This window comes from Leifsonia sp. HAY1-4F (genome assembly GCF_056755275.1).
In genome coordinates this window covers 1-11628 of sequence record NZ_JBNDHX010000114.1, presented here as the reverse complement: position 1 = coordinate 11628, position 11628 = coordinate 1, and the positions used below count along the sequence as shown (strand labels likewise).

At 67.7% G+C, this 11628-nt stretch carries 9 protein-coding genes; 5 read left to right on the top strand and 4 right to left on the bottom strand.

Features of this window, described 5'->3' with window-relative positions; genetic code table 11:
* From mmsB to chvE, 3 genes are all read right to left on the bottom strand, one after another.
* The coding region (mmsB, locus tag ACPYOG_RS16735) for a multiple monosaccharide ABC transporter permease (RefSeq protein ID WP_481295297.1) at positions 1-1157 on the bottom strand (1157 nt) is incomplete at its 3' end.
* Complete coding sequence (gene mmsA, locus ACPYOG_RS16730; RefSeq protein ID WP_481295296.1) at positions 1154-2698, bottom strand: multiple monosaccharide ABC transporter ATP-binding protein; 1545 nt, start codon at positions 2696-2698, stop codon at positions 1154-1156. The genes mmsA and mmsB, both read right to left, overlap by 4 nt.
* A 72-nt stretch (positions 2699-2770) precedes the next feature.
* Positions 2771-3895: a multiple monosaccharide ABC transporter substrate-binding protein gene (chvE, locus tag ACPYOG_RS16725; protein ID WP_481295295.1), complete on the bottom strand. Its 1125-nt coding sequence runs from the start codon at positions 3893-3895 to the stop codon at positions 2771-2773.
* Positions 3896-4206: 311 nt separating this feature from the next.
* On the opposite strand from chvE, the gene ACPYOG_RS16720 reads away from it, so the two are divergent.
* Positions 4207-5241: a LacI family DNA-binding transcriptional regulator gene (locus ACPYOG_RS16720; protein ID WP_481295294.1), complete on the top strand. Its 1035-nt coding sequence runs from the start codon at positions 4207-4209 to the stop codon at positions 5239-5241.
* Positions 5242-5292: 51 nt separating this feature from the next.
* Here ACPYOG_RS16720 and ACPYOG_RS16715 read toward each other — a convergent pair whose 3' ends face one another.
* Positions 5293-6231 carry an NADP-dependent oxidoreductase gene (locus tag ACPYOG_RS16715; protein ID WP_481295293.1) on the bottom strand — a complete coding sequence of 313 codons (939 nt, stop codon included), beginning with the start codon at positions 6229-6231 and terminating at the stop codon, positions 5293-5295.
* Between the two features lie 92 nt (positions 6232-6323).
* Between ACPYOG_RS16715 and ACPYOG_RS16710 the strand changes: the two genes are divergently transcribed.
* The 4 genes from ACPYOG_RS16710 to ACPYOG_RS16695 all read left to right on the top strand — a co-directional run bounded on the left by ACPYOG_RS16710 (position 6324) and on the right by ACPYOG_RS16695 (position 11495).
* Positions 6324-6818 (top strand): MarR family winged helix-turn-helix transcriptional regulator, encoded by a 495-nt coding sequence (locus tag ACPYOG_RS16710; protein ID WP_481295292.1) that lies wholly within the window; start codon positions 6324-6326, stop codon positions 6816-6818.
* A 112-nt stretch (positions 6819-6930) separates the two neighbouring features.
* Positions 6931-8877: a potassium transporter Kup gene (locus tag ACPYOG_RS16705; protein ID WP_481295291.1), complete on the top strand. Its 1947-nt coding sequence runs from the start codon at positions 6931-6933 to the stop codon at positions 8875-8877.
* Between the two features lie 57 nt (positions 8878-8934).
* Positions 8935-9936, top strand: coding sequence for an aldo/keto reductase (locus ACPYOG_RS16700; protein ID WP_481295290.1), 1002 nt, complete (start codon positions 8935-8937; stop codon positions 9934-9936).
* A 299-nt stretch (positions 9937-10235) separates the two neighbouring features.
* Positions 10236-11495, top strand: coding sequence for an ABC transporter substrate-binding protein (locus ACPYOG_RS16695; protein WP_481295289.1), 1260 nt, complete (start codon positions 10236-10238; stop codon positions 11493-11495).
* The last annotated feature ends 133 nt before the right edge of the window (positions 11496-11628 follow it).

Below are 11628 nucleotides of genomic sequence, written 5' to 3'. Positions count from 1 at the left end.
TCCGTCGTCGGCAGCGTCAGATGTGTATAAGAGACAGGCACCAGGCCCTTGATGAGCAGCTGGTAGTCGCTGTCGACACCGAGGATCGACATGCCGTTGTTCAGCACACCGATGATCAGACCACCGATGATGGCGCCGGTGACCGTTCCGATACCACCGGTGACGGCGGCGCCACCGATGAAGACGGCGGAGATCGCATCCAGCTCGAATCCGGTTCCCGCACTCGGGCTGGCCAGATTCAGGCCCGCCGTGAAGACGAGGCCCGCGATGGCCGACAGCACGCCCATGTTGACGAAGAGCAGGAACGTGACGCGCTTCGTCTTGACGCCCGAGAGCGCGGCCGCGGCCAGGTTGCCGCCGATGGCGTAGATGTGCCGTCCGAACACCGACCGGTTCATGATCGCCGAGTAGCCGATCACGAGCAGCGCCAGGATGATCAGCACGATCGGCGTTCCGTTGTAGCTGGCGAGCAGCACGGTCACGATCAGCACGAGCAGTACGAGGAAGGCCAGCTTGATGATGAACCACCACAGCGGCTCGTCCTCGAGGTCGTACTTGCGGCGCACCGCGCGCTGACGGATCGACGAAGCCAGGATGGCGATGCTCGCCACCAGGCCGAGGATCATCGTGAGCGGCTCGTACCCGGTGTTGCCGAAGGCCGGGAGGAAGCCCGACCCGATCGCACGGAACTCCTTCGGGAAGAACGAGATCTGCTGGTTGCCGAGGGCGATCTGGGCCGCGCCGCGGAACGCCAGCATGCCCGCCAGCGTCACGATGAACGCCGGGATGCCGAAGTACGCGATCCAGAATCCCTGCCAGGCCCCGACCAGGGCGCCGAGCACGAGGCAGAACACGATGGCCAGCGGCCACGGCAGATGCCACTCCGAGATCATCACGCCGGACATCGCGCCGATGAAGGCGACGACGCTACCGACCGAGAGGTCGATGTGCCCGGCGATGATCACCATCACCATCCCGATCGCGAGGATCAGGATGTAGCTGTTCTGCACGATCAGGTTCGACACGTTGATCGGTGCGAGGGTGATGCCGCCGGTCGCAACCTGGAAGAAGACGACGATGGCGATCAGGGTGATGAACAACCCGATCTGGCGCAGCTGCCCGGTCAGGTAGTTCAGGGCTTTGGTAAGCGGTTTCATGCGTGGTTCTTCTCGCGTTCCTGGGTCATGAATTGCATGAGGTATTCGGCGGTGGCCTTCTCCCGCGGCACATCGGCGGTGATACGGCCCTCGCTCAGGGTGTAGATGCGGTCGCAGATGCCGAGCAACTCGGGCAGCTCGGAGGAGATGACGACGATGCCCTTCCCCTGGTCCGCGAGCCGATCGATGATCGTGTAGATCTCGTACTTCGCTCCGACGTCGATGCCGCGGGTCGGCTCGTCGAGGATGAGCACCTCGGGGTCGGAGTACATCCACTTCGACAGCACGACCTTCTGCTGGTTTCCGCCGGAGAGCTTGCCGGTGAGCGCCAAGACGTTGGGCGTCTTGATGTTCATCGACTTGCGGTACTCCTCGGCGACCTGCGATTCGCGGTGCTCGTTGACGAAGTGGAACCAGTTGACGAGCTTGTCCAGCGCTGCGATGGAGATGTTGCGTGAGATGTTGTCGATCAGGTTCAGGCCGAAGTGCTTGCGGTCCTCCGTGGAGTAGGCGATCCCGTTCTCGATCGCCTTGGCCACGGTGTTCACCGCGATCTGCTGCCCGCGCTTGTAGACGCGGCCGCTGATCCCGACGCCGTAGCTGCGGCCGAAGATGCTCATCGCGAGCTCCGTGCGCCCGGCGCCCATCAGGCCCGCGATCCCGACGATCTCGCCGGCGCGCACATGGAAGCTGACGTTGTCGACGACCTTGCGGGTGCGGTCGAGCGGGTGATGCACCGTCCAGTCCTCGACGCGGAGGAGCTCGTCGCCGATGTGCGGAACGTGGTCCGGGAAGCGGCTGGCCACGTCTCGGCCGACCATCCCCTTGATGATCCGCTCTTCGCTCGTGCCCGCCTGGCCCATCTCGAGCGTCTCGATCGTGTGCCCGTCGCGGATGATGGTCACCCGGTCGGCGATCGCTTTGATCTCGTTGAGCTTGTGGCTGATGATGATCGACGTGATCCCGTGCGCCTGGAGCTGGCGGATCAGTTCGAGGAGGTGGGCGGAGTCGTCGTCGTTGAGGGCGGCCGTCGGCTCGTCCAGGATGAGGATCTTCACCTCCTTGGACAGCGCCTTGGCGATCTCGACGAGCTGCTGCTTGCCGACGCCGATGTCCTTGATCTTGGTGATCGGGTTGTCGTGGAGGCCGACCCGCGCCAGCAGCTTGCCCGCCGCCAGGTTCGTCTCGTTCCAGTCGATGAAGCCGCGCCGCTGGCGCTCGTTGCCGAGATAGATGTTCTCGGCGATCGACAGGTACGGCGACAGCGCCAGCTCCTGGTGGATGATGACGATTCCCGCTGCCTCCGAGTCGTTGATCGACCGGAACTCGACGGGCTCGCCGTTCATGACGATCTCGCCCTCGAACGTGCCGTGCGGGTAGACGCCGGACAGCACCTTCATGAGCGTGGACTTGCCTGCGCCGTTCTCGCCGCAGATCGCGTGGACCGATCCCTCCTCGACACTGATCGAGACGTCCTGCAGCGCCTTGACGCCGGGGAAGGACTTCGAGATGTTCCGCATCTCGAGAATCGTGTTGGACATGGTCTCCCTTAGTTGCAAATGCGATCCGGGCGGGCGGGTGGATGCCCGCCCGCCCGGACTGTCGGGCCGGTACTACTGAAGGTCGGAATCCTTGTAGTAGCCGCTGTCGACCAGGATCTCCTTGTAGTTGTCCTTCGTCACCACGACCGGCTGGAAGAGGTAGCTCGGGACGACCTTGACCTTGTTGTCGTAGCTCTTGGTGTCGTTGACCTCAGGGGTCTTGCCGGTGAGCACGTCGTTCGCCATCTTGGCCGCTTCGTTGGCCAGCTTGCGCGTGTCCTTGTAGATCGTCGAGTACTGCGTGCCCGCGATGATCTGCTTCACGCTGGCGACCTCGGCGTCCTGACCGGTGATGACGGGGAGCTTCTTGCCGCCCGAACCGTAGCCCGCGCCCTCGAGCGCGCTCAGGATGCCGTCGGACAGGCCGTCGTAGGGCGAGAGGACGCCCTGGACGTCAGCGCCGCCCGAGTACGACTTGGCGACGAGGTCCTGCATGCGGGCCTTGGCGGTGGCCGGGTCCCAGCGCAGGATGGCGACCTGGTTGAAGTTGGTCTGGCCGCTCTTGACGACCAGCGTGCCATCCGCGATGTACGGCTTCAGCGTGTCCATCGCACCGTTGTAGAAGAACGTCGCGTTGTTGTCGTCGGGGCTGCCGGCGAACACCTCGATGTTGAACGGGCCCTTCTGGCCGGTCTTCTTGCCGTCCTTGTCCAGGACACCGAGGCCCGTGAGGAGCGAGTTGGCCTGGTAGACGCCGACCTTGTAGTTGTCGAACGACACGTAGTAGTCGACGTTCTTGTCGCCGGTGAGGAGGCGGTCGTACGAGATGACCTTGATGCCGGCCTTCGCCGCCGCGTCGAGCTGGTCGGTGAGCGACCCGCCGTCGATGGAGGCGATGATCAGGACCTTCGCGCCCTTGGTGATCATCGTGTTGACCTGCTGGACCTGGGTCGGGATGTCGTTGTTGGCGTACTCGAGGTCGACTTTGTAGCCGTCCTTCTCGAGGTCCGACTTGACGGCGTTGCCGTCCGCGATCCAGCGGGCCGACACCTTGGTCGGCATGGCGACGCCCACGAGGGCGCCCTTGTTATCGGTGGTCGAGCCGGAGCCGCTTCCGCGGCCTCCTCCCGAGCAGGCGGCGAGTGCGACCGCGACGCCGAGTGCGGCGGCGGCGAGTGCGACTTTCCTGAACTTCACTGTGATTCCCTTCGGGCGGTGTGACGACCGGTGCGCCCAGTGCGCACGGGTTCGCCGAGCTCAGAACCGGCACGCATGCGGCCGCAGGCATACGAAGGGGCGCAGAGGCGATCGCGGCTGTGCGATCCGGCTGCTGACATCTGCGACTCCCTCGTCGTATGCTGGTCCGTACGCGATATATGTGACCGGTCCCAGAACGGGTTAGACGCTATGACCCAGACCAGGCCGAAGTCAAGTCCTTCGCGAAAAAATATGAGCATGACACACGAGGCCGTGGCAGCGCCGCCGCTCTCGCCGACGAGACAGGATGCATGAACGACCAGGCACCCGACGAGCAGCGCGCACTCTCCATCCGTGACATCGCCCGGATGGCCGGTGTCTCGCGCCAGACCGTTTCGCGCGTCCTCAACGGCGAGCGCTACATCAAAGCATCGACCGAAGCGCAGGTCAGGAAGGTCATCGAGGAGCACGCCTGGCGCCCGAACAGCGCGGCGCGCGCATTGGCGACCGCGCGATCCAAGACCATCGGCCTCCTGGTCTCCGCGCGCTCGCACTACGGCCCGTTCAGCGCCGCCACGGCGATCGGCGAGGCGGCGCGCGCCCGCGGCTACGCCATCCTCTCGGCGACGCTGGCCCGCGAGGACGACGCCGCGATCGGGGAGGCGCTGGACGCGTTCGCCGCACAGGGAGTGGATGGCGTGGTCGTCATCGCCCCGCAGCAGCGGGCGCAGGAGGCCCTCGGGCGGGTCGGCGTCCACGTCCCCTTCGTGAGCCTGCACTGGAAGGACGACGGCGACGGCCGGCTCGTCGCCTTCGACCAGGCCGCGGGTGCGCGTCTCGCGACCCGGCACCTGATCGAGCTCGGCCACACCCGCATCCGCCACCTCGCCGGCCCGCAGGACTGGAACGAGGCGGAGGACAGGATGAACGGCTTCCTCGCCGAGCTGAACGACCACGACCTGCCGGTCACGCCGCCGGTGCTGGGCGACTGGACAGCGGACCTCGGCTACGAGGTCGGCCTGAAGCTGCTCGACCATCCGGACTTCACGGCGGTCTTCGCCTCCAACGACCAGATGGCGCTCGGCCTCATGCACGCGGCCGCGGACCTCGGCATCTCCGTCCCGGGCGACTTGAGCATCGTGGGCTTCGACGACATCCCGGAGGCGAAGCACTTCGCACCCCCGCTCACCACGATCCGGCAGGACTTCTCCTGGCTCGGCACCCGGGCGATCGACGTGCTGGTGTCCCAGCTCGAAGGCGAGCAGGTGGCGAGCCCCACTGAGTACCCGGTGCCGCAGCTGCTGGTGCGGCAGAGCACGGCGCCGCCGCGGCCGGCCGGGCGGTGAGGCGCGCCTCCTCCCCGACGATTCGGTGAGGCGCGCCTCCTCCCCCGACGTTCACGCGACCAGGACGATGGCCTTCCCCGAGAGGGGCCGCTCGGCCGCCTCCGCGTGCAGGGCGGGCAGCTCGGCCAGCGGCACCCGCCGCTCGACCTGGATGCGCAACTCGCCTCGCTCCACCTGGCCGACCAGCTGCGCCAGCTGTGCCGCGTCGCTCCGCACGAACAGGTTCACGCCGCGGACACCGCGCTCCTCGTCGGTGGGCGCCGGCATCCAGGCGATGGTGCTCACGACCACGCCGCCCGGCCGGACCAGCGCCACCTCGGCGGCGAACTCGGCCGGATCGAGCGGCGCGAGGTTCAGCAGCAGATCGACGGGCTCGTGGATGGCATCCACGACGCGCGTCGCGGTGTGGTCGATGACCTCGTCCGCGCCGGCCGCCCGAACCCGGCCCACGCTGCGGGGACTCGCCGTCGCTATGACGTGGGCCCCTGCGTTCTTCGCCAGTTGGATCGCGTAGCCGCCGACCGCTCCGCCGGCCCCGCTGACGAGGACCCGCTGACCGGCGGCGAGATCGCCGAGCTCGAACAGCGCCTGCCACGCCGTCAGGCCGACGGACGGAAGGGCCGCCGCCTCGGCGAGCGGCACGGTGGAGGGCGCTGCCGCCAGCACCGCGGCTGGGACCACGACATACTCGGCGGCCGCCCCCGCCGCCGCCATCGGGAGGAAGCCGATGACCGCCTCGCCCTCCTCGAAGCCCTGGACGCCCTCCCCCAGGCGGTCGACCCATCCGGACACATCGACGCCCGGCGTGTGGGGCAACGCCACCGGAAAGGGCTCCTGCAATCCGCCGCTGCGGATGCCGGCATCCACCGGACTGAACGTGGTCGCCGCCACGCGGATCCGCACCTCCCCCGCTTCCGGCTGCGGGAGCTCCGCGTCTTCGTAACGGAGCACATCCGAAGCTCCGTACTCGTGGAATCGCACTGCTTTCATGTCCAGCTTCCTTTCTCGTCTGGTTGCTTCGAATTCGAAGCACAGGAGTGACGATACCAGTGCTTTGAATTCGAAGCAAGTAGAATGAGCCCATGGCCGACACCCCCCAGCCGCTCGACCCCATCCAGCTGAGCGCGTACTTCTCCCTGATCGAAGTGAGCAGCCTGCTGCGGCACAGCGTCGAGCAGCAGCTGCGCGACGCCGGCGACCTGAGCTACGTCCAGTTCCAGCTGCTGGCCCGGCTCCGGGATGCGCCGGGCGGCAGTCAGCGGATGACCGAGCTGGCCGACGGCGTCGTCTACAGCCGCAGCGGCCTCACGTACCAGGTGGGCCTGCTCGACACGGCGGGCCTCGTGACGCGCAGCCCCTCGGCGGAGGACGACCGCGGCGTCACCGTCACGATCACCGATTCCGGGCGGGAGGTGCTCGCCCGCGTCTTCCCCGGGCACATCGAGCTCGTCCGGCAGCTGTTCCTGCAGCCGCTCTCGGCGAGGGATGTCGAATCACTGGCGGACATCCTGTCCCGGGTCCGCGACCACATGCGATCCATCCCGCCGCGCTCCGCAGCCCCGCGCCGACGCCGCTGAGCAGGGGTCCGCAATCCAGCGCCGACGCCGCTGAGCCGCGTGCCGCGACTTTTTTCGCGCGCTCGGCTGCTTCGCAGCGCGGCGAGGGGGGAGGCGGGGTAGCGTTGCCCGGGTGCGAGAGTTCGTTGCGCCACCGACGGCGAATGCAGGAACACCCGCGGCGGCTTCCCACCGCCCGCGAGCGCTGGCGGCAGCCGCTCTGGCGGCGCTCGGCGTCGTCTTCGGAGACATCGGCACCAGCCCCCTCTACGCGCTGAAGACGGTCTTCCTCCTGGATGGCGGCGCTGTGCGCGCCAACGAGGAGGACGTCTTCGGGGTGATCTCCCTGATGTTCTGGAGCATCACGATCATCGTCTCGATCAAATACCTCGGGGTCCTGATGCGCGCGGACAATGACGGCGAGGGCGGCGTGATGGCGCTGGCGGCGCTGGCCCAGCGGCTCTACGCCGGCCGGGCCGGCAAGGCGGGCACCCTCCTGGTGATCGGCATCGTGGGCGTCTCCCTCTTCTATGGGGACTCCATCATCACGCCGGCGATCAGTGTGCTCTCGGCCGTGGAAGGTCTCCGCGTGACCACTCCCGGGATCGCGCACCTGATCATCCCGATCGCAGCGGTCATCCTCATCGTGCTGTTCTTCGTCCAGAAGTACGGCACCGGGCGGGTGGGCGTCCTCTTCGGGCCGGTCATGGTGCTCTGGTTCACGGTGCTGGCGGTCGCGGGCCTCGTCGTGGTGGTGCAGTCTCCCGCGGTCCTGCTCGGCCTCTCCCCCAGCTACGCGGTCGTCTTCATGATCGCCCACCCCGGCATCTCGTTCATCGCCCTCGGCGCGGTGGTCCTCGTCATCACCGGCGCCGAGGCCCTCTACGCCGACATGGGGCACTTCGGGCGATCGCCGATACGCCGGGCCTGGTTCTTCCTCGTCTTCCCAGCGCTCACGCTCAACTACCTGGGGCAGGCGGCGCTCATCCTGCGCGATCCCGCTGCACGCGCCAATCCGTTCTTCCTGCTCATCCCCGACTGGGGACGGCTCCCGATGGTGATCCTCGCCACCGTCGCGACCGTCATCGCCAGCCAGGCCGTGATCTCCGGCGCGTACTCGCTGTCGCGGCAGGCGGTCCAGCTGGGCCTCGTGCCGCCGCTCACCATCCGGCAGACCTCGGAGCGGGAGGGCGGCCAGATCTACCTTCCGGCGATCAACTTCCTGCTCTTCATCGGCGTCATGGCCGTCATGCTCACCTTCGGATCGTCCGAGCGGCTCTCGACCGCCTACGGCATCTCGGTGACGGGCGCCCTCGTCGTGGACACCCTGCTGCTGCTCCTCGTCGCCCGGCCGCTCTGGAGGTGGGCGCCGTGGAAGATCGTCCTCGCGGCTGTCGCCTTCGGCGGCCTCGAGCTCACGTTCCTCGCCGGCAACCTCTCCAAGATCATCAACGGTGGATGGGTCCCCCTCCTGATCGCCGCGGTCGTCATCCTGGTCATGACCACCTGGCGCCGCGGCCGGCAGCTGGTGCAGAGCGACCGACGGAAGAAGGAGGGGTCCCTCACCGAGTTCATCGAGCACGTCCGGGAGCAGAACCTGCCGCGCGTCCCCGGCATCGCGATCTTCCCGCACCCCAACAAGGACACGACCCCCCTCGCCCTGCGCGCCAACGTCAAGCACAACCACGTGCTCCATGAGCACGTCGTCATCGTGGCGGTGAGCACCGCGCAGGTGCCGCATGTTCCGACGTCGGAGGCCTTCGCCTACGACGACCTCGGGTACGCGGACGACGGGATCGAGTTCCTCAGCATCCGGTTCGGCTTCTCGGACGAGCCGGACATCCCGCGAGCACTGCGTGCCGCCTGCCGCGCCGGGATACTGCCCCTGGACCCGGCCGGGTTCACCCACGCCTCGTACTTCATCTCCCGCGGCGCGATCCGCACCACCCGGACGAGGGGGATGGTGCCCTGGCGGCGCTCCCTGTTCGTCGGCCTCGCGCACAATGCGGCGGATCCTGCGGCCCGCTTCCGGCTGCCGGCATTGCGGACCGTGACGATGGGCAGCGACGTCGAGATCTGAGGCGCCTCTCCGCGCTAGCGTTGCTCTCGAATCCCCCAACGATCAGGAGCCCTCCGGATGCCCTTCGCCGCCGATCCCGCACGCTACGACTCGATGCCCTACCGGCGCGCCGGACGAAGCGGACTGGTGCTGCCGCCGCTGTCGCTGGGCCTCTGGCAGAACTTCGGCGCCACGCGCTCCTTCGAGACGCAGCGCGCGATCGTCCTGCGGGCCTTCGACGCCGGGATCACGCACTTCGACCTGGCGAACAACTACGGGCCGCCGCCCGGAGCCGCCGAGGAGGTCTTCGGTCGCATCCTCGCCACGGATCTGCGCGCCTACCGGGATGAGATCGTCGTCTCCACCAAGGCCGGTTACCTGATGTGGCCCGGTCCGTACGGAGACCACGGCTCCCGCAAGTACCTCATCTCGTCGCTGGACCAGAGCCTGAAGCGCCTGGGGCTCGACTACGTCGACGTGTTCTACCACCACCGTCCGGACCTGGAGACGCCGCTCGAGGAGTCGATGGGCGCTCTGACGACCGCCGTCGAGCAGGGCAAGGCGCTGTACCCGGCGATCTCGAACTACGACGCTCCGCGCACGACCGCGGCGGCAGAGCTGCTGGCTGCGGCGGGCACTCCGCTGCTGCTCCACCAGCCGCGCTACTCCCTGTTCGACCGCACGCCGGAGCGCGACGTGTTCGACGCGGTCGAGCGTGCCGGTGCCGCTGCGATCGTCTTCTCGCCGCTCGCCCAGGGGATGCTGACGGACCGTTACCTCAACGGTGTGCCGGAGGGCTCCCGCGCCGTGACGAGCGCCTTCCTGCACGAGTCGGATCTGAGTGAGGATGTGCTTGCCACCGTCCGCTCGCTCAACGACATCGCGGCCGGCCGGGGCCAGTCGCTCGCGCAGCTGGCGCTCCAGTGGGTGCTGCGGAACCCGGTCGTCGTCTCCGCGATCATCGGTGCGAGCAGCGTCTCGCAGCTGGAGCAGAACCTCGCCGCGCTCGACGGACCCGAGCTCACCCCGGACGCGCTCGACGCGATCGACGCCGTGCTCGCCGACCGGCCGCGCCCCTGAGCTCGCGCCGCGGCCCCGCGGCATCGCTCCGTCGATCCACAGGATCGCCGTCGGGCGACATTCGTCACGAATGTCGCCCCCGCCCCGACGTAGGGCACCATTCGTCACGAATGTCGCCCCCGCCCCGACGTAGGGCAACATTCGTCACGAATGTGCAGGGCCGAGCCGAGCGCACACCGGCCCGAAACGCGCCTTGACGGGTTCCGGGAGGCGTGTCATACTCGCTTTTACAACGTTGGATTGCATCGTTGTAAACCCGAACCGATCGACGAAGCGGTCGGTCCCATGAGAGGCATTCAATGAAGAAAATGCTTGCGACGCTGGCCGTCGTGGCCGGCGCTTCTCTCGCGCTGGCCGGCTGCTCGAGTTCCCCCAGCTCGAACAGCTCCGGTCCGGTCACCCTGACCTTCTGGCACGGATACACCGAGGCCGACGGCAAGGTGCTCGACAAGATCGTGGAGGACTTCAACAAGTCCCAGAAGAACATCACGATCAAGACCACCACCAAGACGTGGGCGGTCATCGGAGACACCCTCCTCCCCGCGCTCTCCGCCAAGAAAGGCCCGGACATCGTGGCCATGCCGGCCGAGAACCTCCCCGTCTACGCCTCGAAGGGCGCCTTCGCGAAGCTCGACGACTTCTACTCCAGCGACGCCGAGACGAAGGCCTCGATCCGGCCGGCCGCCGTCGACATGGAGAAGATCGAGGGCTCGTACTACGGCGTCCCCACCGGGTTCGTTCCCCTCTCGGTGATCTACAACAAGGCGCTGTTCCAGAAGGCGGGCATCAGCTCCTTCCCCACGACCTGGGATGAGTGGGTCGCCGACGCGAAGAAGCTGACCGTCGACCAGAACGGCGACGGCACTCCCGAGCAGTACGGCCTCGCGCTGCCCGACCACGCCACCGTCGGCAACGGCGTCTGGGCGAGTCTGTTCTACGGGAACGGCGGCAAGATCGTCGACGGCTCCAAGTCCGCTCTCGACTCGTCGCAGAACACCGAGACGCTCAGCTACTGGGCGAACGCGGTCACCAAGGACAAGATCTCGCCGACCGGACTCGATGGAGTCGCTTCCGACAAGCTGTTCTCGTCGGGCAAGGCGGCCATGGAGATCGGTGGCCCATGGATGGCGGGCGTCGCGACCGACAACAAGATCGACTACGGCATCGCCGGAATCCCCGCCGGTCCGAAGGGCGCGGCTGCGTCGGCCATCGGCATCTCGGCGGCCGTGACCGCCCAGACCGACCCGGCGAAGAAGGCTGCGGCGGAGAAGTTCTTCGCCTACTTCTTCACCAAGGATGTCTCCACCAAGTGGTCGCTCGGCTCCGGCTGGCCGCCGCTGCGGACCGACATCCCGTCGTCCGCCGTGTCGTCGAACCCCGTCGTCGCGTCCCTCACGGACCTGGTCGGCGATGCCCGGCCGCTGCTCCCCGGCATCGCGAACAGCACGGATGTGCTCTCCGCCGTCGACGAGGCGACGCAGAAGGCCCTGACGGGAGGCGACCCCGCGTCCCTGCTGAAGTCGGCATCCGCTCAGGTGCAGCAGGCCCTCGCCAAGTGATCTCCCGGTGGACCTGTCTCTTATACACATCTCCGAGCCCACGAGACACTCGCTAATGTGGGGGGGGGGGGGGGGGGGGGGGGGGGGGGGGGGGGGGGGGGGGGGGGGGGGGGGGGGGGGGGGGGGGGGGGGG

Excerpts from the sequence above, each read along its gene's own strand:
- mmsA (WP_481295296.1), bottom strand. The coding sequence starts at position 2,698 with ATGTCCAACACGATTCTCGAGATGCGGAACATCTCGAAGTCCTTCCCC.
- ACPYOG_RS16720 (WP_481295294.1), top strand. The coding sequence starts at position 4,207 with ATGAACGACCAGGCACCCGACGAGCAGCGCGCACTCTCCATCCGTGAC.
- ACPYOG_RS16715 (WP_481295293.1), bottom strand. The coding sequence starts at position 6,231 with ATGAAAGCAGTGCGATTCCACGAGTACGGAGCTTCGGATGTGCTCCGT.
- ACPYOG_RS16710 (WP_481295292.1), top strand. The coding sequence starts at position 6,324 with ATGGCCGACACCCCCCAGCCGCTCGACCCCATCCAGCTGAGCGCGTAC.
- ACPYOG_RS16700 (WP_481295290.1), top strand. The coding sequence starts at position 8,935 with ATGCCCTTCGCCGCCGATCCCGCACGCTACGACTCGATGCCCTACCGG.
- ACPYOG_RS16695 (WP_481295289.1), top strand. The coding sequence starts at position 10,236 with ATGAAGAAAATGCTTGCGACGCTGGCCGTCGTGGCCGGCGCTTCTCTC.